This window comes from Streptomyces sp. NPDC111628 (genome assembly GCF_055635195.1).
On the sequence record NZ_JBVKBZ010000003.1, the window covers coordinates 926,412 to 949,300 of the forward strand.

At 69.2% G+C, this 22,889-nt stretch carries 22 protein-coding genes and 2 pseudogenes; 9 read left to right on the forward strand and 15 right to left on the reverse strand.

The features are described 5' to 3' along the window. The first annotated feature begins 152 nt into the window (after positions 1-152). Positions 153-815, forward strand: a complete 663-nt coding sequence (locus ACZ7MF_RS19135) for a hydrolase (RefSeq protein ID WP_471477981.1) — start codon at positions 153-155, stop codon at positions 813-815. Positions 816-1,106: 291 nt separating this feature from the next. Then, entirely contained in the window at positions 1,107-1,805 is a 699-nt protein-coding gene (locus tag ACZ7MF_RS19140; protein WP_471477982.1) for a nitroreductase family protein, read from the forward strand. 218 nt (positions 1,806-2,023) lie between these two features. Here ACZ7MF_RS19140 and ACZ7MF_RS19145 read toward each other — a convergent pair whose 3' ends face one another. Continuing rightward, a complete protein-coding gene (locus ACZ7MF_RS19145; protein WP_471477983.1) occupies positions 2,024-2,563 on the reverse strand; it encodes a sigma-70 family RNA polymerase sigma factor in 540 nt (179 codons plus the stop codon). Between the two features lie 249 nt (positions 2,564-2,812). Beyond that, positions 2,813-5,713 (reverse strand): AfsR/SARP family transcriptional regulator, encoded by a 2,901-nt coding sequence (locus ACZ7MF_RS19150; RefSeq protein WP_471477984.1) that lies wholly within the window; start codon positions 5,711-5,713, stop codon positions 2,813-2,815. Between the two features lie 360 nt (positions 5,714-6,073). Here ACZ7MF_RS19150 and ACZ7MF_RS19155 point away from each other — a divergent pair, with 360 nt between their 5' ends. Then, complete coding sequence (locus ACZ7MF_RS19155; RefSeq protein WP_471477985.1) at positions 6,074-8,026, forward strand: FHA domain-containing protein; 1,953 nt, start codon at positions 6,074-6,076, stop codon at positions 8,024-8,026. Positions 8,027-8,081: 55 nt separating this feature from the next. Here the strand turns inward: ACZ7MF_RS19155 and ACZ7MF_RS19160 are convergent, their stop codons facing one another. Both ACZ7MF_RS19160 and ACZ7MF_RS19165 read right to left on the reverse strand, forming a co-directional pair. Continuing rightward, on the reverse strand, positions 8,082-9,050 hold the full coding sequence (locus ACZ7MF_RS19160; RefSeq protein WP_471477986.1) for an SDR family NAD(P)-dependent oxidoreductase: 969 nt from the start codon (positions 9,048-9,050) through the stop codon (positions 8,082-8,084). Between the two features lie 117 nt (positions 9,051-9,167). Then, on the reverse strand, positions 9,168-9,746 hold the full coding sequence (locus ACZ7MF_RS19165) for a MarR family winged helix-turn-helix transcriptional regulator (RefSeq protein ID WP_471477987.1): 579 nt from the start codon (positions 9,744-9,746) through the stop codon (positions 9,168-9,170). Between the two features lie 363 nt (positions 9,747-10,109). Here ACZ7MF_RS19165 and ACZ7MF_RS19170 point away from each other — a divergent pair, with 363 nt between their 5' ends. The 3 genes from ACZ7MF_RS19170 to ACZ7MF_RS19180 all read left to right on the forward strand — a co-directional run bounded on the left by ACZ7MF_RS19170 (position 10,110) and on the right by ACZ7MF_RS19180 (position 11,646). After that, positions 10,110-10,460: a hypothetical protein gene (locus tag ACZ7MF_RS19170; protein ID WP_471477988.1), complete on the forward strand. Its 351-nt coding sequence runs from the start codon at positions 10,110-10,112 to the stop codon at positions 10,458-10,460. A 122-nt stretch (positions 10,461-10,582) separates the two neighbouring features. Then, positions 10,583-11,221, forward strand: coding sequence for an HD domain-containing protein (locus tag ACZ7MF_RS19175; protein WP_471477989.1), 639 nt, complete (start codon positions 10,583-10,585; stop codon positions 11,219-11,221). 95 nt (positions 11,222-11,316) lie between these two features. Further along, on the forward strand, positions 11,317-11,646 hold the full coding sequence (locus tag ACZ7MF_RS19180) for a nuclear transport factor 2 family protein (protein ID WP_471477990.1): 330 nt from the start codon (positions 11,317-11,319) through the stop codon (positions 11,644-11,646). A 30-nt stretch (positions 11,647-11,676) separates the two neighbouring features. Here the strand turns inward: ACZ7MF_RS19180 and ACZ7MF_RS19185 are convergent. The 5 genes and pseudogenes from ACZ7MF_RS19185 to ACZ7MF_RS19205 all read right to left on the reverse strand — a co-directional run. Continuing rightward, positions 11,677-11,838: pseudogene (locus ACZ7MF_RS19185) on the reverse strand (pirin family protein); the annotation flags it as partial. A 503-nt stretch (positions 11,839-12,341) separates the two neighbouring features. After that, positions 12,342-13,406, reverse strand: a complete 1,065-nt coding sequence (locus tag ACZ7MF_RS19190) for an ArsO family NAD(P)H-dependent flavin-containing monooxygenase (RefSeq protein ID WP_471477991.1) — start codon at positions 13,404-13,406, stop codon at positions 12,342-12,344. Beyond that, complete coding sequence (locus tag ACZ7MF_RS19195) at positions 13,403-13,603, reverse strand: DUF2180 family protein (protein WP_471477992.1); 201 nt, start codon at positions 13,601-13,603, stop codon at positions 13,403-13,405. Before ACZ7MF_RS19195 ends, ACZ7MF_RS19190 begins: the two co-directional genes overlap by 4 nt. Then, positions 13,603-14,712, reverse strand: a complete 1,110-nt coding sequence (gene arsB, locus ACZ7MF_RS19200; protein WP_471477993.1) for an ACR3 family arsenite efflux transporter — start codon at positions 14,710-14,712, stop codon at positions 13,603-13,605. Before arsB ends, ACZ7MF_RS19195 begins: the two co-directional genes overlap by 1 nt. Further along, positions 14,709-15,017 carry an ArsR/SmtB family transcription factor gene (locus ACZ7MF_RS19205; protein ID WP_402550755.1) on the reverse strand — a complete coding sequence of 103 codons (309 nt, stop codon included), beginning with the start codon at positions 15,015-15,017 and terminating at the stop codon, positions 14,709-14,711. The genes arsB and ACZ7MF_RS19205 overlap by 4 nt, the downstream gene beginning before the upstream one ends. A gap of 92 nt (positions 15,018-15,109) precedes the next feature. Between ACZ7MF_RS19205 and ACZ7MF_RS19210 the strand changes: the two genes are divergently transcribed. Together ACZ7MF_RS19210 and trxB are read left to right on the forward strand one after the other, a co-directional pair. After that, positions 15,110-15,523, forward strand: a complete 414-nt coding sequence (locus tag ACZ7MF_RS19210; protein ID WP_471477994.1) for an arsenate reductase ArsC — start codon at positions 15,110-15,112, stop codon at positions 15,521-15,523. Continuing rightward, positions 15,520-16,512: a thioredoxin-disulfide reductase gene (gene trxB / locus ACZ7MF_RS19215; protein WP_471477995.1), complete on the forward strand. Its 993-nt coding sequence runs from the start codon at positions 15,520-15,522 to the stop codon at positions 16,510-16,512. Before ACZ7MF_RS19210 ends, trxB begins: the two co-directional genes overlap by 4 nt. A gap of 89 nt (positions 16,513-16,601) precedes the next feature. On the opposite strand, the pseudogene ACZ7MF_RS19220 reads toward trxB, so the two are convergent. The 4 genes and pseudogenes from ACZ7MF_RS19220 to ACZ7MF_RS19235 form a co-directional block, all read right to left on the reverse strand. After that, positions 16,602-17,016 (reverse strand): annotated as a pseudogene (locus tag ACZ7MF_RS19220) (cobalamin B12-binding domain-containing protein). Between the two features lie 42 nt (positions 17,017-17,058). Then, positions 17,059-18,654: an acyl-CoA mutase large subunit family protein gene (locus ACZ7MF_RS19225; RefSeq protein ID WP_471477996.1), complete on the reverse strand. Its 1,596-nt coding sequence runs from the start codon at positions 18,652-18,654 to the stop codon at positions 17,059-17,061. A gap of 55 nt (positions 18,655-18,709) precedes the next feature. Further along, a complete protein-coding gene (locus tag ACZ7MF_RS19230; RefSeq protein ID WP_016325497.1) occupies positions 18,710-18,985 on the reverse strand; it encodes a DUF5988 family protein in 276 nt (91 codons plus the stop codon). Between the two features lie 493 nt (positions 18,986-19,478). Beyond that, positions 19,479-19,832 carry an ArsR/SmtB family transcription factor gene (locus tag ACZ7MF_RS19235; protein WP_471477997.1) on the reverse strand — a complete coding sequence of 118 codons (354 nt, stop codon included), beginning with the start codon at positions 19,830-19,832 and terminating at the stop codon, positions 19,479-19,481. Between the two features lie 84 nt (positions 19,833-19,916). Between ACZ7MF_RS19235 and ACZ7MF_RS19240 the strand changes: the two genes are divergently transcribed. Further along, positions 19,917-20,696, forward strand: a complete 780-nt coding sequence (locus tag ACZ7MF_RS19240; protein WP_471477998.1) for an SDR family NAD(P)-dependent oxidoreductase — start codon at positions 19,917-19,919, stop codon at positions 20,694-20,696. A gap of 60 nt (positions 20,697-20,756) precedes the next feature. Here ACZ7MF_RS19240 and ACZ7MF_RS19245 read toward each other — a convergent pair whose 3' ends face one another. After that, a complete protein-coding gene (locus ACZ7MF_RS19245; protein WP_471477999.1) occupies positions 20,757-22,238 on the reverse strand; it encodes an NAD(P)-binding domain-containing protein in 1,482 nt (493 codons plus the stop codon). Positions 22,239-22,273: 35 nt separating this feature from the next. Beyond that, positions 22,274-22,435, reverse strand: a complete 162-nt coding sequence (locus ACZ7MF_RS19250) for a hypothetical protein (protein WP_471478000.1) — start codon at positions 22,433-22,435, stop codon at positions 22,274-22,276. Positions 22,436-22,889 lie beyond the last annotated feature (454 nt).

The following is a 22,889-nucleotide window of genomic DNA, read 5'->3' on the forward strand; positions in this document are numbered from 1 at the left end:
TCATTCGTCAGATGGTGCCTGCACGGACACGCCCATAGCTTTTCCAACGTAACGCGGCACCGACGCCGTCGACTTGGGCCGCCTCTCATGTCAGCGCACCTTGCGACGGCCTCGTCACCCGCCCACCGGATCTGTTCAGAAGGGCCCCTTTCATGACGCACGCCGCTCCCCTGCCGGACCTGCCCGACACCGCCGTCAACAGCCTGTTCACCGCCGAGGACACCGCTCTCCTCCTCATCGACCACCAGCCGCAGATGGTGTTCGGCGCGCGCAGCGCGGACCCTCAGCTCCTGGTCAACAACGTCACGGCCCTCGCTCGGACGGCCAAGACGTTCGGCATCCCCACCGTGCTGACCTCCATCGCCGCGGATACCTTCGCCGGCCCCCTGGTCCCCGAGATCACCCGCACGCTGCCGGACATCGAGGTGATCGACCGGACCTTCATCAACGCCTGGCAGGACGGAGCCTTCCGTGCCGCCGTCGAGGCCACCGGACGGCGTCGCCTGCTCATCGCCGGTCTGTGGACCGAGGTGTGCCTGACCTTCCCCGCGCTGTCGGCGGTGGAGGCCGGGTACGAGGTCTTTGCCGTGATCGACGCCTCCGCGGGTTCCAGCACCGCTGCCCACGACGCCGCAATCGTGCGCATGTCGCAGAAGGGCGTGGTACCCGTCAGCGTCGCGAGTGTCCTGTCGGAGCTGCAGCGCGACTGGGCACGTGCCGAGACCTACGATGCTGTCAACGACATCGTCCGTGACCACCTCGGCGCGTGGGGACAGGGTGTCAACTACGTCCTCGCCGGGTTCTCCAAGAAGTAACCGAATGCCGTGACCGGAACTCCCGCCTCGCTGCTGTGACGCCCGGTCGCCGTGCGGGTGCTGTGCCGCTCGGCGTCCCAGGACGGCGAGCGGCCTCCCGCCGGGGGCATCACCGCTGGTCATCGACCCGGCCCGTCGGGTCCGGGCGAGCGATGCCGACCGCGCCGAACTCGTGCCGGCGAACCAGGCCGCCGCCCCACGTGTCCTCTCCCGTGCCGACGACCGGGGAGAGGTGGGCAGGGGTGTCGCGAGCCCCGTCAATGATCTCGCCCCAGTCACCAAGGAGGGACCATGGAAGTCCACGAAGCGCTCTACACCACGAGGAGCATGCGGAGGGTCTACCCGGACCCCATTCCGCTCGAGACACAGGCCAGGATCGTCGATGCAGCGATCCGGGCGCCCAACGGGGCGAACACGCAGCGCTGGCACTTCCTGGCCGTCGACGACCCCGAGATCATCGCCGAGGTCGGAGAGATCTATCGCCGGTGCAGGGCCAGGGAGTGGGTGGATCTCAAGGCGGGGCTGCTGGGCAAGGCGTCCTACAGCGCGGAGGCGCACGCGGAGACGATGCGCAAGATCAAGGCCTCCGGGGAATACTTCTCCGAGCACTTCGCCGAGATTCCGCTGCTGCTGTTCGTCTTCGCGATCGACGACCACGGCGGCGCCAACATCTACCCCGCGGTCTGGAGTGCCCTGCTCGCCGCTCGCGCAGAAGGTGTGGGCGGCGTCCTGACCACGGTGCTGCGCTACGAGCCCGACTCGGTGATGTCGCTGCTGAAGGTACCCACCGAGGAGGGGTGGCGCATGAGCGCGATGCTCACCCTGGGCTACCCGCGCGGCAGGTGGGGGGTGGCCGTCGACCGACGGCCCGCACATGAGGTCAGCAGCCGGAACGCCTGGGGACAGGACTTCGGGATCGCCGTCCCGGAGCCCCTGTGGCCCGCCGCTCCCGGCACCACCCCAGCCACCCCCGGCCCCTCCGCCGGCTGACGGGCGGCCGGCCGGGTTCGCCCGGCCGGCTACGGCGCGAGGAGCGGCAACCGGCCCAACGGGCCGGGCCGGCATCAGCGCCACCATCCGGGCCGTCCCGGGTTCTCCGGCCCTCGCATCGAACCTTTCGCGGGGATGGCTCCGTGTCCTCGGTACAGCCGGCGCACGGCGGACGACGCGAGGAGGACGCGATGGGTACCCCGTGGCACAGGACATCCTCAACCCACCGCCGTGGAGCCCGGCGACACGCCCCGGGCCCGCAACGCCTGCAAGGCATAGTGCTGACGCGATTTGACCGTCCCGGCGGGCACGCCGAGTACGCGGGCCGTCTCCTTGATGGTCCGGCCGCGCAGGTAGATGTGCAGCAGCACCTCCCGATGGTCATGGGAGAGCCGGCGCAGCAGGGAGGTCGCCTCGACCGAACTCAGCACCTGCTCGGAATGGTCGGGCAGGACGACGTCGCGGTCGTCCGTTCCGATGCACTCCCGGCGCACGGAGGCACTGCGCATGCGGTCGACGATCAGATTGCGCGTCACGGTCAGCAGCCAGCCGCGTACGGAGCCCTCGGTGCTGTAGAGCCGTTCGGCATGGGGCCAAGCCCTGATGAACGCCTCCTGGACTATGTCCTGCGCCGTGTACCGGTCTCTGAGCAGGTTCTCTGCGTAAGCGAGGAGCGCCGCCTCGTGGTCGGACATCAGACGGCCCAACCATTTGTCATGTGCAGGCAAAGGGCGGCGCGTGGCGATGGTGGTGGTCATTTTCCAGTTCCTGAAATGCGTTCCGGTGCGCCCTTCTCCCTCGCGTCGGCATCCGTGGGTCGCGCGCGCGTGCGCGGCGGGCGGAGCCCAGCGGTCGACCGGGACGCGGGGAGGGGCGGGTGTGCCCCCGACGAGGCGGCGCGGTCAGCGTAAGCGGGAGCCACTTCCGAAACAGTGACGATTCTCTGACGCCGGAAACGGTGACAGGAGGCACCGGCCCGCCGCACGCGTAGCGTCTCGTCAGCCTCGTCAGCGGCGGGCGAGCCCAGCCTCGGCAGCAGGAGGCACGGCGCCCCTCAGGCTCTCGCGTACGGTGTCGGCGTCCGGATGGCCGATCTCGTCGAGAATGACCAGCGCCTGGCGTTCGGTCTCCAAGGCCCGCCCGTCCTCGCCGGCCGCCCGCAGGGTCGCCCCGATGTGCGCGAGGGTGTCGGCCTCCAGGTACCGGTCGCGGATCGCTCGATAAAGGCGCAGGGCGTGCTCGTAGCACCGCAATGCCTGGTCGAACTCGTGGAGGTGATGGTGCGCGTAGCCGAGGCTGTCCCACGCCGCGGCCTCACCGTTGAGGTCCCCGATGTCGCGGTGGACGGCCAGCGCCCGACCGCACTCCCCCAGTGCCTCGCGGTATTCGCCCATCAGGATGCGGGTCCAGCCGACCTCGTTGGCGACGCTGGCCTCACCGCTGCGCCGCCCGGCCTCACGGTAGAGAGCCGCGGCCCGCGCGTAGTGACCGAGCGCCTCCTCGTGGCGTCGGCGCGCATTGGCCAGGAAGGCCGAATACCGATGGACGCGGGCCTGCCCGGGCCGGTCCGCGATGCCGTCGAACAGCCGCAGGGCCCGGTCGAGATGACGGGCCGCCTCGTCCCAGCGTCCCTGCCGTCCCTGGACGAATCCGAGCGCACGATGGGAATGGGCCTGCCCACGCAGGTCTCCCAGGCGTTCCGCGGCCTTGACCGCCGTCGTCTGTGCGGCGACCTGTTCCTGGCGGCGTCCGCTGCGGTCGAGGTCCAGCTCGATCGCGGCGGCCAGTTGCCAGCTGTGCTCGAGGCAGCCGCGTCTGGCGCTCTGCTCGATCGCGGCGAGCAGTACGGACCGGCTGACGTCCATCCACTGTGCCGCTCCCGTCGCGTCGGCGAAGTCGGTGACGGTCACTCCGGGCAACGGCGGCCCAGGCGTGATCCGTTCCCGGCTCGGAGCGAGGGCGCTGTCCGCCGCGTGCGCGCTGTGCAGGTAGTGCTCGAACATGCGCCGCTGAGCCGCCTCGAGTTCGGCGGGAGGGTCCAGCGCCTCGCCCAGTTCGGTGCCGTAGGCGCGCAAAAGCTCGTGGCAGTTGAAGCGTCCCGGCGCGACCTCCGACACCAGGTGGGCCCGGCCGAGTTCCGCGAGCAGGGGACGGACCCGGGCGGGGCTCCGGCCGGCCAGGCTCGCGGCGGCGGCGACGCAGCAGTCGTTGCCCGGGTGCAGCGCAAGCAACCGGAAGAGGTGCGCTGCCTCGGTACTCAGGAGCCGGTAGGACCACGAGAAGGCACTGCGGGCGTCCGCGGTGGGCGCCTCACCGGTGAACGCCTGCAGACCCGAGCCGCTCTCCGCCAGTTCCTCGGCGATCGTGGAGAGCGGGAAGGATCGGTGAATGGCCGCGCGGGCGCTGACCACGGCCAGAGCGAGCGGCAGACCACCGCACATGGCGACCGTCCGCCGGGCGGCTGACGGCTCGCGCGCGATCCGGTCCTCGCCCAGCCGGGCCCCGAGGAAGCGCAGAGCGTCCTCCTCACCTAGCACGTCCAGAGTCACGGAGTGCGCGCCCTCCTGGGCCACCAGCCCCTGGAGCTGATGACGACTGGTGACGACGACCAGGCTCCCGGGCGAACCGGGCAGCAGTGGACGTACGTGCTCGGTGTCGCGCGCGTTGTCCAGGAGGATCAGCAACCGGCGCCGGGCCAGCAGACTGCGGTACAGGGCCGACTGCGCGTCCAGCCCCACGGGGACACGCTCGACGGGCACCCCCAGTGCGTCGAGGAAGGACCGTACGGCCTCGGCGGAGCTCACCACCGTGCCACTGGGGTGGAATCCTCGCAGGTCGACGTACAGCTGCCCGTCCGGAAAGCGGTCGGCCACGTGGTGTGCCCATTGCACTGCGAGTGCGGTCTTGCCGACGCCGGCCATGCCGCCGATCGCGCTGATGGCGACGGTGGAGGCGGACTCGTCCGGCAAAAGCTCGTGGAGAAGGGCCAGCTCGTCGAGTCGCCCGGTGAAGGAGGGAGGCGGCGCCGGCAGCTGGGCCGGCCGGACCACGGGGGCGGTCCGGGCGGTCTCATCCGGCTCGGCGCGTACCTTCGTACCGGAGGACTGCTCCACCCGGTGCCGGGCGCCCTTCGTGGAGGCCGACCCGCCGACGTACGCCTGCGACAGGACCCGCTGCTGCGCGGCCTGGAGTTCCGACCCGGGCTGGACTCCCAGGTCGTCGGCGAGCCGGACCCGAACGCTTCGGTAGACCTCCAGGGCTTCGGCCTGATGGCCGGTGGCGGCCAGCAGCGTCATCAGCCGTGCTTGCAGGGCCTCGTCGAGTTCATGCTGTGCGGCGGCCTGCCGCACGATCGCCAGCACCCGGGCGCGCGGTTCCCGCCCGGCGTCCACGGCCGCCTCGGCCGCGTCCTTGACCGCAGTCAGGTACTCACCGTCGACGGCGCGGAAGACCGGGTGGGCCCGTACCTCGAGCGGTATGCCGGAGGCCGTGGGACCGCGCCACATGTCCAGCCCCTCGATCAGAAGACGCGCGACCTCGGAGGGCTCACGGGCTCCTGCGGCACGCTCCCGCAGCCGGCGGAAACGGAGAAGATCGAGCGACTCGTCGTCCGCCTCGAAGCGGTAGCCACCGGCCCCTCTCACCAGCCACCGCGACGCGCCTCTGGACGGCAGGTCAGGTTCGAAGCGACGACGCAGTGCCCCGATGTGGCGGTGTACGACGTTCACGGCGCTGTCGGGCGGGCTCTGCTCCCACAGGGCGTCGATCATGTCGTGCAGAGCGACCGGGTGGCCGGGCTGCGCCAGGAGCAGCGCGAGCAGCGCGCGTTGCTTGGGCGGCCCCAGCTCGATCTCGATCTCGCCCCGCCAGACCCTGAGCGGGCCCAGGACGGTGAAACGCGTACGCACAGTGTCCCTCGGAGCGACGGCGACGTGGAGGAGGGCCGATGTCCGACCCCGGATGAGAGTCGGTGGGCCAGGCCCGCTCCGCTCGGCGGAATCGGGCAGCAGTGAGCCTACCTCCATCCGCGTGGCACGCCGCGGGTACGACGAATTCGTCAGAATCGGGGGTGGTCGCGCTCGGCTCCGGCACGCCCCGGACACCTCGTCGCGCGGCGGGCGCGTGCCGGAGTGAACCCTGCGGCCCCGCTACGACGTGTGCCTCGCAGCACCTCATGGCCGAAGCCCGTGTCGTGGGAGTTCGCCCCCCGTGCCGATCGTCCACGGGGCACGTTCGCGCAACTGAGCACCGTTCACGAGGAGTACGCAGTGTCATCCGTCATCGTGGGACGCACCGGTCCGTTCACTGGTCAGAGTGCGCCGATCGACGGCACGCCGCTGACCATCGGCCGCCGGAGCGACAACGACATCGTCATCGTGAGTCCCAACGCCTCGCGTCTGCACGCCGAGATCGTCACGGAGGACGGTGCCCACGTCCTCTACGACCGCGACAGCCGAAACGGAACGCACGTCAACGGCCGACGCGTCACGCGACACGTACTGTGCCCCGACGACTGCATCGGGATCGGTGACGAGACCTTCCGCTACGAAGCGCAGGACTCGGCCGAGACGATGATCGACCTTTCGCTGTTCGACGCCCCGAGCGTCTCGGCCGTGGCGCCCGGGACCCTCCGGGTCACCGTCACCGGAGGCGGACCGGTCGGCCTCGCGTTCGCCCTGGCCCTCGTGGAAGAGCTGCCTGGGCGGGTGTCCGTCACCGTCTACGACGGCCGCTGGGTGGGGCGGGGATCCGAGGTCGTGTGGAAGGACGAGAGCCTCGGCAACACCCGTCGTCAGCAGGTGGTCACCGTCCAGAGCAGGCAGTACACGGCTTTGCCGGACGACGTACGGGCGGCGCTGTTCGATGCGGGTGACTACTCGGAGATGTGGCCGGTCGGTCCGGACTCCGTGGACGGCCGTCCGCCGCGCAACATCCGGATCGCCCACGCCGAGGACGAGCTGTTGGCTCTGGCGAACCGGAAGGCGGACATCACTCTGGTTCCGAAGTGGTTCGACGCCGCGGAGGAACGGGACCGGATCCTGCACCAGCACATCCTCGTCATCGCCGAGGGCGGGCGATCACGTACCCGGGACCACTACGCCCACCTCTTCGGTGCGGCCGACCCCTCGATCTACTCCCTGAACGGTGAGCATCTGCAAGACGTCGTGCTCGGGCTGCGGGTCAGTTCCGGGCTGCCGGACCCGATGAGCGTCCTCGTCACGGTTTCGCAGAACAGGTTCCTGCTCAACTCCCTGCACGGCGAAGGCTTCCTCAACATGCGGCTCACGCGTGCGGAGGCCGAGGAGGTGATCGGCATCGATCCCGTTCGCAAGACCTTCGAGGAGTGCGTCGCCGCCCGCCCCTGCGTCATGGGCCGAACCGCGGAGCACGAGTTCTCCTGCCCCACACACGGAACCCTCTTCCTGCCCGCCCTGCTGCGCGGCTCGCCCCTGTGGGGGCGTGTCCGGGAGGCACTCAAGCTCTTCGCCGTGGCCGAGGACGACCTCACGGCGATCACTTCGTTCCGCCTGGACATGGTCCAACGGCCACGCTTCACGGCCCAGCTGACCCGCCCGACGGAGACCTCTGAGGGAACCTTCGGATTCCTGCTGGGTGACGCGGCGAACGCCATCCACTTCTGGCCCGGGCGCGGCCTCAACAGCGGCCTCGCGTCCGCGACGTCACTCGCCCGCACGCTCGGCCGAGCCTGGCGGGGACGGCCTCTGCGCGACGCCGACTTCCTCCGGCACGAGGCGGCGATGTCGATGCTCCAGTACCGGCACAAGAGCCGGGCCTGGAACGCCATGGTGACCACCGACGAGCAGGGCGCCATCCACGCCGTCAAGGACGTCATCGCCCGCAGCATGGAACCCGGCCCGGACCAGGAGACGCAGCGCCCTGTTCTCGACCTGCTCTTGGCTCGCATGGGCGCAGTGCGGGAGCGGCTCACGGACCGGCTCCCCGGGATGCCCACCGACGAGGCGCTGCGCGAACACCTGTCGGCGCTCGCTCCCGACACACTGCGCACCCTCTGGGAGAGCGGAGCGTGGGACACCCTGAGCGTCGGCGGAGAGGAGGCCGACATCGACATCTTCTACCGGTCCGACGCTCCCGTGTACGTCCCACGGCCCGACCCACGCGTCAGCCTGCCGGCACACGTGCCTCAGGAGGCCGGCTTCCTCAACCCGTACGACGCCCGAGAGATCGCTGGAGCCGGCTGAGGGCGGAACCGGGGCGGTGGGTGCCGTCCGCGACATCCCCGGCAGGTCCTGCCTTCTACCCGGCCGCCTTGACGACCGGCAGCGCGTACTCCCACAGCCTGTCCGCGGCAGCCGGGTCGAGCGACCACTTGGCGACGAGCCCGAGGAGGTTACCGACTCCGCGGGCCATCAGCTGAGGGCCGCCGTCGACGACACTCGCCTCCTGGTTGTCCTCGAAGTATCGGCCGGTAACGCCGTCGAGCAGCGGGGACGCGGCGAGCAGGGCAGTGGTGGCGGCGCCCTGTTCGGGCGTCTTGAAGTAGTCCGGAGTGAGCAGGTTGCCCTCCTCGTCCATGGCCTGCAGCGCCTGCATGGCGGCCCGATCCAGGTGGCGGGACAGGCGGGTGTGGATGGTTCCCGGGGCACAGGCGTTGGCGGCGATGCCGTCCTCGGCCCAACGGCGACTGAGTCCGACCGCGAGCAGCACGTCGGCCGTCTTCGACTGCGCGTAGGCGAGGAAGGGATCGTAGGGCCGCCGTTCGAACTGGGGGTCGTCGAAGTCGAAGTCCGCGATCAGCTGCGCACCGGAGCTGACGACGACCACACGGGGCTTCTCGGCGGCCTTCAGGGCCTCGTGCATCCCCAGGACGAGGGCGAAGTGGCCGAGGTAGTTCGTGGCCAGTTGCATCTCCCAGCCCTGCGCGTTGACCTGCCGGGTGGGCAGCATCATCACACCGGCGTTCGCGACGACGGCGTCCACCGGCCCGTCCCAGCCGCGGCAGAAGGCGCGAACTGAGTCCAGGTCGCTGAGATCGAGCGCGGCAGCCCGTGTCCCCGGCCATTCTCTGAGGAGCGGCTCGGCGGCCGATGGGTCCCGCGTGGCGATGGTCACCGTGGCACCGGCGGCGGCCAGGGAACGGACCGTTTCGGTCCCCAGGCCGGACGCCCCGCCCGTGACCACGATCCGCCGCCCGGTCAGGTCGACCCCTGCCAAGACCTCGGCGGCCGTGGCACGGATGCCGAAGGGGGTGGAGAAGGACGTCATGGTCTTCCAATCTGTAGGCGCGAAAGGGCTTCCCGCGAAGCATCCGGTGCGGGGCGGTGATCCTCACCGTGGCACACAGGCACACAGGCACACAGGCACACCGTGCCGAAGCCGCCGCTATTGCTCGCTCACGTTCCCGTGGTCGGGGCGGAGCGCGTCCGTGATGTCTCGTAGGTGATTCATCTGTTCAGCCGTCAGCCGTTCGGCGAAGTGCCGCTTCACCGCACGCACGTGCAGAGTGGTCGCCTCACGGAACCGGGCGGCGCCCTCTGCCGTCATCCGGATGTCGGTGCCGCGGTTGTCCAACGCACACATGGAGCGCGTCAGGAGACCGCCGCGTTCCATACGGCCGACCTGGTAGGTCAGCCTGCTGCGCTGCCAGCCGACGACCCTGGCCAACTGGGACGGGCGGAGGCTGCCGCCCGCCGCCTGACTCAGCGCGCGCAGGATCTCGTACTCCACCGGCGAAAGGTCGGACTGCGCCTGGAGGACGGCGTCGAGCCGGCTCTGCAACTCCCTGGCCCCTCGAAGGTAACGCTGCAACGCGCCCACTGCCGCGGTGCCGACACCGCTGTCGGCCACGTGCGTATCGCGCCCGTCACGACCTCCGATCGCTGCGCCCACCGCACCACTCACTTCCGCCGGCACGTCCATCACCTTCCGTTCCGTCCTGACGGGGTCGACCGGGTTGCGCACGGACGGCTCAGTGAAGAACCTGACGCACCCGCGGGAGGCAGCCGAAATGATCCGGCCAGATATACTTTACAGCACTTACTCGTAAACCAAGCATGCGGACGACGCGTGACATGACAGCCGACCGAAAAGGACGCACACCATGACCGAGATCGTCGCGGGAGTGGCGGTTCCCGAGACCGCGACCGCTGTCGAGGCCACCCGACTGATCCGGGAGACCGCGAGTCCTCTCCTCTTGCATCACTCTCGACGGGTCTTCTTCTTCGGCGCCCTGCACGCTCGCGAACGTGGGCTCCAGCCCGATGTCGAGCAGCGATTCGAGCTGGACGGCGCCGCCCGCGCCCGCACACTCCTGCTGGAGCGGGCTTGCCCACCGAGGCTGCCGAGGTGGTCTGGATGGCCGTCGCCCTGCGCACGACACCGGGCATCCCGGGCCGGCTGGGTCCGGAGATCGCCGCGACGCACCACGGCGTCCTCACCGACGCGGTCGGCCGAGGGCTGGACCGGCTGGACCCCGCCGCGGTGGAGGAGATCACCGCAGTCCACCCTCGGGGTGACTTCAAGAGCAAATTCTTCGAGCCCTTCGTGGAGGGGCTCAGGAACCGGCCCGACACCGCCTACGGGACCGTGAACCAGGACGTACTCGAGCACTTCGTGCCCGGATTCCGCCGCACGAGCATGGTCGAACGCGTCGTCCACGCGCCGTGGGCGTCATGACGGACCACCCGGGGGCGTGTCCGCTTTCGAGGCACTGATGGCCATCCAGTAGCGGACGCAGGTGGCCTGCTCCACGCAAGGTGGAGGGAAACACTACGGACACCGTTCTCCGGGAGGCAGTCATGGCAGAGGAAATCGCCGGCATCGAGATTCCCGACAGCAAGCTGGCGCGGCAGGCCACCGACCTCATCCGCGACACCACCCCACCGCTGATCTTCCACCACTCGCGCCGGGTCTACCTCTTCGGCAGCCTCCAGGCCGCCGCCCGGGGCATCCGGCCCGACCCAGAGCTGCTGTACGTCGCCGCGCTCTTCCACGACACCGGGCTGGTGCCGCCCTACCGTGGCGACGACCAGCGCTTCGAGATGGACGGCGCCGACCAGGCACGGGCGTTCCTGCTGACCCACGGCTTGGACGAGGCCGACGCGGACACCGTGTGGACGGCCATCGCCCTGCACACCACACCCGAGGTCCCGTACAAGATGGCGCCCGAGATCGCGGCCACCACGGCCGGCGTCGAGACGGACGTACTCGGCCTTCACCTGGCCAACATCACCCAGGCGCAGATCGACGCCGTCACCGCCGCCCATCCCCGGCCCGACTTCAAGAAGCAAATCCTCAAAGCATTCACCGACGGCTTCAAGCACCGCCCGCAATCCACCTTCGGCACGGTCAACGCGGACGTACTGGAGCACTTCGTGCCCGACTTCCGGCGCACCGACTTCGTCGACGTCATCGAGAACTCCGCCTGGCCGGAATAGCCCCCCTCCGGGCCCGCCGGTCCATGCGTGCGAGAACGCACACCGCACCGCCCGGCGGCCTCTCTCCCCGTCCCACCGTTCCAAGGGAGACCACCATGACCGCAGTCGAGATCCCCGCCGCCATCGGCGCGTTCATCGACGCCACCAACCGCGGTGACCGGGACGCCTTCGCCGCCGCCTTCACGGGGGATGCCCACCTGTACGACTGGGGACGCGAGTTCCAGGGCCGCGACGCCGTGCGCGGCTGGGACCGTACCGACAACATCGGTGTCCACGCCCACTTCGAACTGCTCGAAGCGACGGCCGGTCCGGCGGCCGACACTCACGTCGTCACCCTGAAGGTGACCAGCAACCGGTACAACGGCACCGGCCCCATGACCTTCCGCATACGGGACGGTCTCATCGCCGACCTCCGCATCGGCTGACATCCACGTCAGGGAAGGACGCACCCCTGGTCAGCGGATCCATCCGCGCGGTTTCAGGGGCACAGCCGGTAGCCCGGGGGCGGACAGTGGGGCCCCGTCGTAGCCCTTGACCTCCCCGAACCGTGTCCCTTCCGTCCAGTCCCGCCGGGCCTGTTCGATCTGCTGCTGCGACCGTCCGATCCAGTTCCAGAACCACTGCGTCGGCCGATGTTTCCGCAGGTCAAAGACTTCGGGTCCTGTAAAGTCAGCAAAAGTCAGCATCAGAGCACTCAGACACAGGCGTGATCTCGACCGCTTCATGCGTCCCAGGACTCGCAGGGGATCTGCGAGCAGCTCTCCGACGCACGTCGCAATCGAGAAGACGCGCTCACGGTCCTCAAGCGGAGGCCGCGCCTGCCCCGGCCCATAGGTTCTTCGGCCCCCGCCTTGTTGGTCAGCGCACACGACTGAGCGTGCAGACGGCGCTTCTGCCAACGCAGGCAGTTCAGCAAGCGCAACCGTGCCGGATCTAAACGTCGGCTGCGCGTGCGACGCCGGAAGCCTGCAGAGAGCCCACACACGGGCTCAAGTCAGACCTGCCCCTACCGCCAGCGAAGCGGTCCTGGATCGGCTGTCCCCGATTCGCTCCGCTCCCCGAGTCCATGGCCGACCGCTGAAGTACGGGAGTTCGCCGCATTGAGATGACCACTCACCGCTTACCGTCCGCCATCGAGGAGCCCGGCGATATCTCGGGCCGCGTCGCGGGACGGCCGTCCGACGCCAATGAGCGTGGCGGAGGCGGGGCCCGTCCAGTCGCCGTAGCCGAGTAGGTGCAGCCGGGGCTCCATCACTGCGCGCGTGCCCTGAGTGGCGATGTGGCCGCGCGGACCGCGCAGGCCGAGGGGTGCCAGGTGCGAGAGGGCCGGGCGGAAGCCAGTGCACCAGATGACCGCGTCGGCGGGTGCCCGCGTGCCGTCGGCCCAGACGACGCCGTCCCGGTCCAGGCGTACGAACATGGGCGACGCCTTGAGCCGCCCTGCGTCCCGGGCCTCGCGCACCGGTGGTACGGCGACGATGTCGCCGAGCGAGGCGACTCCTCCCGTGTCGGTGCGGCCGGCGTCGAGGGCGCGGCGGCGGGCGGTTGCCGCGTCGAACAGGGCTCGGCCGTCGATGTCGTCGGCGAGGTAGCGGGGTGGGCGCTGGGTGACCCAGGTCAGCTCGGTGTCGTACGCGAGGTCGGCGGCGATCTGGGCGCCCGAGTTGCCGCCCCCGACGACGATCACTCGCTGCCCCGCGAAGTCCTGCGATCTGCGGTAGGACACGGTGTGGAGTTGACGGCCCGTGAAGTCTCCTCGGCCCGGGACCGCAGGGAGGAAGGGGCGCCACCAGGTGCCGGTCGCGCTGATCACCGCGCGGGCGTGCCAGGTGCCGGAGTCGGTCTCTACCCTCAGCAGCCGTCCCTCGTCGTGGACGCCGGTGACCTGGACCGGCCGCCGCACGGGGAGGTCGTACCGTTTCTCGTAGTCGCTCAGGTAGGCGACCACGTGCCCGGCCTCGGGGTACTCCTCGCCCGGCTGCGGCGGCATGAGGCGACCGGGGAGGGAGGAGAAGGCGGCAGGGGAGAACAGGTGGAGCGAGTCCCAAGTGTGCTGCCAAGCTCCGCCCGGGGTGGCCTGGGCGTCGAGGACGACGAAGTCCAGGTTCTGGCGTCGCATGTAGTAGCCGGCGGCGAGCCCTGCCTGGCCACCGCCGATCACCACCACGTCGGTGTGCTGTGTCATGCCGCCTGTGCCGCCGCGCACGTAGTGCACTGGACAGTGCGGGCCGTGACCTCGCCGGGTCGTCCGAGGAGCGGTCCCTCACGCACGACGCGGTGGGCGACGAGCGTGTGCTCGGGGCAGACGGCGGCTCCGCAGTCGCGGCAGACGCCGACAGCCGTGCTGGTCGTTCCCCGTGCGCGGCAGTCCAGGCAGTGCATCAGTAGTCCCTGCCCTCAGTGGTCAGAGCGGACGGGGTGAACTTCCTGCGCCAGGCCAGGGACACGTAGACCAGGCCGATCAGGACGGGCACCTCGATCAGCGGTCCCACGACGCCGGACAGGGCCTGGCCGGAGGTGACGCCGAAGGTGGCGATGGCGACGGCGATGGCCAGCTCGAAGTTGTTGCCGGCGGCGGTGAAGGCGAGGGTGGCCGTGCGGTCGTAGGCGAGGCCGATCGCCTTGCCCAGCAGGAAGGTCCCGGCCCACATCACGGCGAAGTACACCAGCAGCGGCAGTGCGATGCGGGCGACGTCGAGCGGCTGGGAGGTGATGGTCTTCCCCTGCAGGGCGAAGAGGATGACGATCGTGAAGAGCAGGCCGTAGAGCGCCCACGGGCCGATTTTCGGCAGGAAGTTGGACTCGTACGTCTCGCGGCCGAGCTTCTTCTCGCCGATGCGGCGGGTGAGGAAGCCGGCCAGCAGCGGGACGCCGAGGAAGATGACGACGTTCAGGGCGATCTTCCACATGGAGATGTCCAGGTGTTCGCCGTCGCCCAGGCCGAGCCAGCCGGGCAGCAGGTCGAGATAGAACCAGCCGAGCAGGCCGAAAGCCAGAACCTGGAAGACCGAGTTCAGCGCGACCAGGACTGCCGCCGCTTCGCGGTCACCGCAGGCCAGGTCGTTCCAGATGATGACCATGGCGATACAGCGGGCCAGGCCGACGATGATCAGGCCGGTGCGGTACTCGGGCAGGTCCGGCAAGAAGATCCACGCGAGCGCGAACATCACCGCCGGGCCGACGATCCAGTTGATCACCAGCGACGAGGCCATGAGCCTGCGGTCGCCGGTGACGGCGTCGAGCTTGTCGTAGCGGACCTTGGCCAGGACCGGATACATCATGATCAGCAGGCCGAGGGCGATGGGCAGGGAGATGCCGCCGATCTCGACCTTGGCGAGGGCGTCGTTCAGGCCCGGGACGGCTCGGCCCAGGCCGAGTCCCACCGCCATGGCGATGAGAATCCAGACGGCGAGGAAGCGGTCGAGCGTCGACAGCTTCGCGACGACGGAAGACTCCTCGGCGGTCGTTGCGGGGGCTTCGGTGCGAGTCACGGACAGGCTCTCTTGTTCTCGGCGGCGGTGCGGGCGGACTCGGCCAGGTCGGCGAACTGGCCGGCGAGCGAGGCGATGACGTCGGGGCGAAGCTTGTAGTACGTGTAGCGGCCACACGGCTCGGTCTCGACGACCCCGGCCTCACGCAGCACTTTCAGGTGGTTGGAGAGGTTGGTCTGCCGGGCACCGGTCTCCTCCACTAGGTGGGTGGTGCACAGCGTCTCCTGGGCGAGCAGGGTCACGATCCGAAGCCTGAGCGGGTCCGCCAGAACCCGAATCAGGTCAGTGTCGACTGACGTCATCATGTACTGATACTCTCACATCAGTGGTGACTGACACCACCGTGTGCTGAAGTCATTCGCGCCTGATGTCGTTGCGAGACAAGTGAGACGCCCTGATGTCCGACAACCCCTCCGTGCTGTTCGTCTGTGTCCACAACGCCGGCCGATCCCAGATGGCTGCCGCGTGGCTGACCCACCTGGCCGGGGACCGCGTCGAGGTCCGTTCCGCCGGATCCAACCCGGGCGAGAGCGTCAACCCGGCCGCCGTCGAGGCCATGCGTGAGGTCGGCATCGACATCTCCGCCGAGGTGCCCAAGATGCTGACCGTGGACGCGGTCCAGGAGTCCGACGTCTGTATCACCATGGGATGCGGCGACACCTGCCCGGTCTTCCCCGGCAAGCGCTACCTCGACTGGACGCTGGACGACCCCGCCGGCCAGGGCGTCGAGGCCGTCCGCCCGATCCGCGACGAGATCAAGGTGCTGGTCGAGGGCCTGATCAAGGAGATCGCCCCGGAGCCGCGGTCATGAGCACCACCACAAACGTGCGCGACGTCATCATCATCGGCTCGGGCCCGGCCGGCTACACCGCCGCGCTCTACACTGCCCGCGCCAGCCTCAAGCCCCTCGTCTTCGGTGGTGCGATTTTCGTCGGCGGCTCGCTCACGACCACGACCGAGGTCGAGAACTTCCCCGGATTCCCCGACGGTGTCCAAGGCCCCGAGCTCATGGAGAACATGCGGGCCCAAGCCGAAAGGTTCGGCGCCGACATGCTCGACGACGACATCGTCGCCGTCGACCTTGCCGGTGACATCAAGTCCGTTACCGACACCGCCGGTACCGTCCACCGTGCAAGGACGGTGATCGTCGCCACGGGCTCCGGATACCGCAAGCTCGGCCTACCCAAGGAGGACGAGCTGTCCGGGCGGGGCGTCTCCTGGTGCGCGACCTGTGATGGCTTCTTCTTCCGGGACCGCGACATCGTGGTCGTCGGCGGCGGCGACACCGCCATGGAAGAGGCCGCCTTCCTCACCCGCTTCGCCCGCTCGGTCACCGTCGTACACCGGCGCTCCGTCCTGCGCGCCTCCCAGGTCATGCAGAACCGCGCGTTCTCCGACGACAAGATCTCCTTCGCCTTCGACAGCGAGGTCGCTGCGCTCCACGAGGAAAACGGCATGCTGTCCGGCATGACCCTGCGCGACACCCTTACCGATGAGAAGCGTGAGCTGACCGCGACCGGCCTCTTCATCGCCATCGGCCACGACCCGCGCACCGATATCTTCCGCGGACATTTGGAGCTGGACCCCTCGGGCTACCTGAGGGTCGCCTCTCCCTCCACCAGGACGAACATCCCCGGTGTGTTCGGTGCCGGAGATGTGGTTGATCACACGTACCGTCAGGCAATCACCGCCGCCGGCTCCGGCTGCGCGGCGGCCCTGGACGCCGAGCGCCATCTTGCCGCGCAAGGGCGCGCCGAGCGGGCCGAACCGGACAGGGCTCTCGCAGTCGTCAGTAGCTGAACTCCTGCATCCAGCAAGCTTCGCCGGCCCCTCCGCTGGAAGAGGGGCCTCAGCAAGCCCGGCCTACCCGCCGGCGGGAACAGGTGGCGTCAAACCCGGTCGGCTCGAAGTCTGCCCGCGCCCACATGATTCGTCACCCAGTCCACGACCGTCGCCATCGAAGTCCCCGGCGTAAACAGCGCCGCGACGCCCCCTCCGAGGAGGCTCGCAACATCGTCCTCGGGAATGATGCCGCCCCCGAAGACGACAATGTTCGATGCCTCCTCCTTCCGGAGCAGCTTCACGACTTCCGGAAACGCGGTCATGTGTGCTCCGGACAGTCCGATGCCATCAGCGTCTTCCTGGACTGCCGTGGCGACGATCTGCGCCGGCGTCTGGTGCAAACCCGTGTAGATGACTTCCACACCGGCATCGCGCAAAGCTCGTGCCACAACCTTCGCCCCCCCGATCGTGACCGTCGAGACCGGGTTTGGCCACGACGACCCGCAGCGGTAACAACCGCATCAATGAACTCCTCACACACAGGCACTGATTGGGCCGCCCGTCCTAAACATCGGAAGGCGTGTAGGTTCCCCAGACCTCCCGAAGTGCGTTGCACACCTCGCCGACCGTCGCGCGGGCGCGCAGCGCGTCCTTCATCGGGTACAGGACGTTGTCCTCGCCCTCGGCCGCCTTCTTCAGGGCGGCCAGTGCCGAGTCCACCGCCGGCTGGTCGCGTTCCGCGCGGAGCCGGGCCAGGCGTTCGGCCTGCTGGGCCTCGATGGCCGGGTCGACGCGCAGCGGCTCGTAGGGCTCCTCCGCGTCGAGCTGGTAGCGGTTGACGCCGACCACGACCCGCTCGCCGGAGTCGGTCTCCTGGGCGATGCGGTAGGCGGAGCGCTCGATCTCGCTCTTCTGGAAGCCGTGCTCGATGGCGTTGACCGCGCCGCCGAGGTCCTCGACCTTGCCCATCAGCTCCAGCGCCGCCGCCTCGACGTCGTCGGTCATCCTCTCCACGACGTAGGAGCCGGCGAAGGGGTCGACGGTCGCCGTCACGTCCGTCTCGTAGGCGAGCACCTGCTGGGTGCGCAGGGCCAGGCGCGCGGACTTGTCGGTCGGCAGCGCGATGGCCTCGTCGAAGGAGTTGGTGTGCAGGGACTGCGTGCCGCCCAGGACCGCGCCCAGGCCCTGCACGGCGACGCGGACCAGGTTCACCTCGGGCTGCTGGGCGGTCAGCTGCACGCCCGCGGTCTGGGTGTGGAAGCGCAGCATCAGCGACTTGGGGTTCTTCGCGCCGAACTCCTCCTTCATCACCCGGGCCCAGATCCGGCGGGCCGCGCGGAACTTGGCGACCTCCTCCAGGATCGTCGTGCGGGCCACGAAGAAGAAGGAGAGGCGGGGCGCGAAGTCGTCCACGTCCATGCCGGCCGCGACCGCGGTGCGCACGTACTCGATGCCGTCCGCGAGGGTGAAGGCGATCTCCTGCGCGGGAGACGCGCCCGCCTCGGCCATGTGGTAGCCGGAGATCGAGATGGTGTTCCACTTCGGGATCTCGGCCCGGCAGTACTTGAAGATGTCCGCGATCAGACGGAGGGAGGGCTTGGGCGGGAAGATGTACGTCCCGCGCGCGATGTACTCCTTCAGCACGTCGTTCTGGATCGTGCCGGTGAGCTGGTCCGCGCTCACGCCCTGCTCCTCGGCGACGAGTTGGTAGAGCAGGAGCAGCAGCGAGGCCGGGGCGTTGATCGTCATCGACGTGGAGACCTTGTCCAGCGGGATCCCGCCGAACAGCACGCGCATGTCGTCGAGGGAGTCGATGGCGACGCCGACCTTGCCGACCTCACCGCTCGCGATCGGCGCGTCGGAGTCGTGGCCCATCTGGGTGGGCAGGTCGAAGGCGACCGACAGGCCCATGGTGCCGTTGGCGATCAGCTGCTTGTAGCGGGCGTTTGACTCCGTCGCCGTGCCGAAACCGGCGTACTGGCGCATCGTCCACGGCCGGCCGGTGTACATCGACGGGTAGACGCCCCGGGTGAACGGGTACTTCCCGGGCTCGCCCAGCTTCTCGGCCGCCTCCCAGTCCGCCAGGGCGTCGGGCCCGTAGACCGGTTCGATGGGCAGCCCGGACTCGCTGGTCCGAGCACTGGCCGACTCGCGCGCCATTCTGAGGGGATCCTTCCTGGAAGACATTCGCCCCGCCCTTCACGTGACTGGCCTGCTACTCGGCCACGTACGTCCGATAGATCCAGCCGTAGACACGCAGGGAACGCCCGTCGACCTCTCGCACTTCTGACGTCGCCTCGAAGTGCTCGTAGCGGTTCTCGACGTTGAGTTTCACCCGGTCCGTGAGCGGTTCCACCTCGTGCATCCGCTGGTCCTCGGGAATGTCTTTCCCTCCTGCCAGGAAGATGTTGGGCTCCGCAGCACGGTCGCCGTCGCTTCGCAGGATGTTGTTGGAGTGGGCCTGAGCAGTCGTGAGGATGGTGCTGGTCATGTGCGAGTCCTCTCATGCAAGGGCACTGTGAACAGCCGTACCGGCGGGGGGGAGCGGGCAGCCCGACGGGTGGCGCTGCCGAATTGGAGGGCGCGGAGGTCCCCGGCGCATCAGTGCGCCAGGGAACGTGGTGGCCACGAGGGCGCCGCATGGAGCCGGCCGCGACTAGGCTATATCGACTGTTGCCGAATCAAGGATTAGCTTGGCGTCGATCTATGGCGGGTGTCAACCACTTGCCGGGACCCAAGTGCAGCGAGTTCTTGGGGGACTACTGGTGGTGCCTTCAGGAGATTCAAGGCACACCAAGACGCCCCGAAGCGCGGCCGGGGCAAACACAGGAACAGGCAGCACGAAGAGTGAGCCACCACCCTCGACGGACCGCCAGCCGCAGGGGCGCCACCTCGGGCCGGGGCATGCGCAGCACGCAGAAATCACATGGCGCGGCAGACCTCAGCCGCACAGACCAGGCGCGACGGACACGCCACGACGCGGATCAGTCGCGGACGGTAAGAATTCCGGACAGGGCAGCGAGCACCGACGGAGCGAGCCGGTAGTAGACCCAGGTGCCGCGCCGCTCGGACAGCAGTAGGCCGGCCTCGCGGAGCTTCTTCAGGTGATGGCTGACCGTGGGCTGGGAAACGCCGACGTCGGCGATGTCGCACACACAGGCCTCCCCGTCAGGGTGGGAAGCAACCTTGGAGAACAGCCGCAGCCTCACCGGATCACCCAGCGCCTTGAACATGGCGGCGGTGACCTCGGCCTCCTCGTCGGTGAGCTCCCGGTCCGTGAGGGACGGGCAGCACGGTGGAGCGGAGGCGGTGGCCGCCAACTGCGCTAGCTTCGACATGCATCTATGTTGACACTCGTTTCCTCTCCTGCCAAGATCGATTGATTTGATGAGCGTCTAATCAGCACTGGGGGCACGACAAGCATGCGTACCGCCGATATACGGGCAGCTCGCACAAGGACGGCCGTCGTCACCGGAGCCAGTAGCGGCATCGGGGCGGCAACGGCGCGGGCGCTGGCTCGCGAGGGATTCGAGGTCGTCCTGACAGCCCGCCGGGCCGACCGCCTGGAGGCCGTCGCCAAGGAGATCAGAAACGACGGGGGAACGGTCCAGGTGTCTCCCCTGGACGTGACCGACCGGGAGGCCGTCCTCGCCTTCGCCGCCCAGTTTCCGGCGTGTGACGTGCTGGTCAACAACGCGGGTGGTGCCTACGGAACGGAGCACATCGAGAACGCCGATCCTGGTGACTGGCGGTCGATGTACGAGGTGAATGTCGTCGGCGCCCTGCACATGACCCAGGCCCTGCTGCCGGCCCTGAGAGCCTCTGGTGACGGGGTGGTGGTCGTGATCTCGTCCACCGCGTCGTTCACCTGCTACGAAGGAGGGGGCGGTTACAGCGCCGCCAAGCACGGCGCTCACGTACTGGCCGAGACTCTGCGTCTGGAGGTGTGCGGGGAGGCCTTGCGGGTGGTCGAGATCGCTCCGGGGATGGTCCACACCGAGGAGTTCTCCCTGAATCGCTACCGCGGTGACCTGAACAGGGCAGACGCCGTCTACGCGGGTGTTCCGGACCCGCTGGTCGCCGATGATGTCGCCGACGTGGTGACGTGGGCGGTGACCCGACCGCCTCACGTGAACATCGACCTCCTTGTGGTCCGCCCCAGAGCACAGGCAGCGCAGCACAAGGTGCACCGCACCACCTGACCGACTCTGCCGACGGGTCGCCTCCCCCCAAGACCGGGAGAGGCGACCCGTCGGGGCGGTTCAGCAGCCTTGGGCGCCGGGCGCGTCGAACATGTCGGCCGCGTAGGCGGCCAGCTGCAGGGCCGCGGTGTGGTCGATGCCGAGTTCCGTCGCGGCGGACAGCACGGCGTCCGACGCCGTCGCCGACGTGCCCAGGTGCTTCGCGGTGACGTGGAGAAGCTGCTCGTGCTGATCCTTGGTCAACCCGAGACGCAGGGCGAGCGCCTCTCCCCCGGCAGTCACCGAGCACACTCCGGTCTCGGGCAGCTGCAGTTCGACCGACTGAGCCGCTTCGAAGTCACCGGCCAGCGCGGCGGCGATGGAGCGAACCTGCTCGTAACCGGTGAGCATGAGGAAGGTCGGAGCCCGGCCGTAGCTCTTCATGCCGACGGTGTAGTAGCCCGGTTCGGGGTGGGCCAGTTCGCGGTAGCCGTGCGGGGTGACGGTTCCGCAGGAGTGCTGGTTGGGGTCGATGAGCGGGGCGAGGGCGCGGGGCGCGGACATGATCGGGTCGAGCTCCAGGCGCAGCTCGTCGACGATGCGGTAGTCGGGCCTGAAGCCGGTGGCCGCGACGACCCGGTCGGCGGTAAGGCTTCGCTCGGTGCCGTCCAGGTCCCGGGAGACGAGCTCCACCTGGTCGCGCGAGGGGTCGTCGCCCAGGCGGCGGACGGCGTGGGTGCGGAAGTTGGCGGCAAGAGTCACGCGGCCGGTTTCCACGAGCATCTTCAGGCCGGAGCCGATGGCGCCACGTGCGGGCAGCTCGTCGTCACTGCCACCGCCGAAGGAGCCGGCCGGGTCGGCGCCGCGGATGGCCCAGGTGATGGTGATGCCCGGTGCGGTGTCGGCCAGCTCGGCCAGGGCCAGCAGAGTGTTGGCTGCCGAGTGGCCGGCGCCGACCACGACGGTGTGACGGCCGGCGTGCTGGTCGCGGTCCCCTCCGAAGACATCGGGCAGGCCGTGGTTGATCCAGGCGGCGGCGTCCTGCTCTCCGTGGGCGGGCAGGCCGTTCGCGCCGACGTGGTTCGGCTGACGCCAGGTGCCCGAGGCGTCGATGACGGCGCGCGCCAGCACTTCCTCGCCGTCGGCCAGGCGCAGGACGAACGGGGCCGTGTCCCGGTCGGCGGTGCGCAGACGGTCGATGCCCAGCCTGCTGATGGCGGTGACCTCGGCGCCGTAGCGGATGTGGGAAGCCAGCGCGGGAAGTTCGGCCAGCGGTTGGAGATACTGCTTGACGAGATCCCCGCCCGTGGGCAGGGCGGACGCGTCGGGCTCCTCCCAGCCGACGGCCGCGAGCAGTCGGCGGGCAGCGGGATCGGTGTTGAACTCCCATGGGCTGAAGAGCTGGATGTGGGACCAGGCCTGCACGGCTGTCGCCGCAGCGTCTCCGGCTTCCAGGACGACGAAGGGGACGCTGCGTTCGGCCAGGTGCGCGGCAGCAGCCAGCCCGACGGGGCCGGCGCCGATCACGGCGACTGGGAGGCGGTCGGAGCCGAGGTCAACCACTGTGCGGTGTCCTTTCACGAAGGGAAGGGCGGCAGTCAGGCATCTCGCGTGGGATCGGACGAGGAAGCCGCGAGATCCTCTGCGGTGTCCGCCTGCTTGTCTTGTTCGATGCGCTCCGCAGCCCGCCGCCGGAATTCAGCGATCGCGGCACAGCAAGAGCCGGTCTGCTCAGCGTCGAGGCCGATGGAATCACTCATCGCAAGCGGCTCCTGTCGCGGCGGCTCGGAGGGCGACGCGAAGCAAGCGCATCACAACCGCCTATATAGATAAACAACGAATTAGAGTTCCACTTTCACTCCTGCTTCGATGAATGTCAACCTCACGCCACAGTCTGCCGCAGTGTGACGAGCGTCACCTCGCGCCGCGTTGCGCGGGCGACCCACGCCGGGTCAATCTCGATACATGTCGAAACAGCGGGGGTAGTGGCACCAGGGCAACCGCCCAGTGCCACAGCGACATCGGGAAGCAGCGGCTGTGCCGATAGCCGCGCCCGGCCCGTGAACGGTCAAGTGCGCTCGCCCCGCACATGACCGCTCAGCCGGGACCGGATCCTTCCCGCCTCACTCTCGTTCTGTCCTCGGTGCGATCGCCCGCCACCGGGCCGGCCCAGCTGCCGGTCTGCCGCGCCCGCACCGCAGTTCCTTCCGTGCT

Excerpts from the sequence above, each read along its gene's own strand:
- ACZ7MF_RS19250 (WP_471478000.1), bottom strand. The coding sequence starts at position 22,435 with ATGAGTGATTCCATCGGCCTCGACGCTGAGCAGACCGGCTCTTGCTGT.
- trxB (WP_471477995.1), top strand. The coding sequence starts at position 15,520 with ATGAGCACCACCACAAACGTGCGCGACGTCATCATCATCGGCTCGGGC.
- ACZ7MF_RS19175 (WP_471477989.1), top strand. The coding sequence starts at position 10,583 with ATGGCAGAGGAAATCGCCGGCATCGAGATTCCCGACAGCAAGCTGGCG.
- ACZ7MF_RS19195 (WP_471477992.1), bottom strand. The coding sequence starts at position 13,603 with ATGCACTGCCTGGACTGCCGCGCACGGGGAACGACCAGCACGGCTGTC.
- ACZ7MF_RS19240 (WP_471477998.1), top strand. The coding sequence starts at position 19,917 with ATGCGTACCGCCGATATACGGGCAGCTCGCACAAGGACGGCCGTCGTC.
- ACZ7MF_RS19230 (WP_016325497.1), bottom strand. The coding sequence starts at position 18,985 with ATGACCAGCACCATCCTCACGACTGCTCAGGCCCACTCCAACAACATC.
- ACZ7MF_RS19135 (WP_471477981.1), top strand. The coding sequence starts at position 153 with ATGACGCACGCCGCTCCCCTGCCGGACCTGCCCGACACCGCCGTCAAC.
- ACZ7MF_RS19190 (WP_471477991.1), bottom strand. The coding sequence starts at position 13,406 with ATGACACAGCACACCGACGTGGTGGTGATCGGCGGTGGCCAGGCAGGG.
- ACZ7MF_RS19235 (WP_471477997.1), bottom strand. The coding sequence starts at position 19,832 with ATGTCGAAGCTAGCGCAGTTGGCGGCCACCGCCTCCGCTCCACCGTGC.
- ACZ7MF_RS19160 (WP_471477986.1), bottom strand. The coding sequence starts at position 9,050 with ATGACGTCCTTCTCCACCCCCTTCGGCATCCGTGCCACGGCCGCCGAG.
- ACZ7MF_RS19225 (WP_471477996.1), bottom strand. The coding sequence starts at position 18,654 with ATGGCGCGCGAGTCGGCCAGTGCTCGGACCAGCGAGTCCGGGCTGCCC.
- ACZ7MF_RS19140 (WP_471477982.1), top strand. The coding sequence starts at position 1,107 with ATGGAAGTCCACGAAGCGCTCTACACCACGAGGAGCATGCGGAGGGTC.
- ACZ7MF_RS19205 (WP_402550755.1), bottom strand. The coding sequence starts at position 15,017 with ATGATGACGTCAGTCGACACTGACCTGATTCGGGTTCTGGCGGACCCG.
- ACZ7MF_RS19145 (WP_471477983.1), bottom strand. The coding sequence starts at position 2,563 with ATGACCACCACCATCGCCACGCGCCGCCCTTTGCCTGCACATGACAAA.
- ACZ7MF_RS19210 (WP_471477994.1), top strand. The coding sequence starts at position 15,110 with ATGTCCGACAACCCCTCCGTGCTGTTCGTCTGTGTCCACAACGCCGGC.
- ACZ7MF_RS19180 (WP_471477990.1), top strand. The coding sequence starts at position 11,317 with ATGACCGCAGTCGAGATCCCCGCCGCCATCGGCGCGTTCATCGACGCC.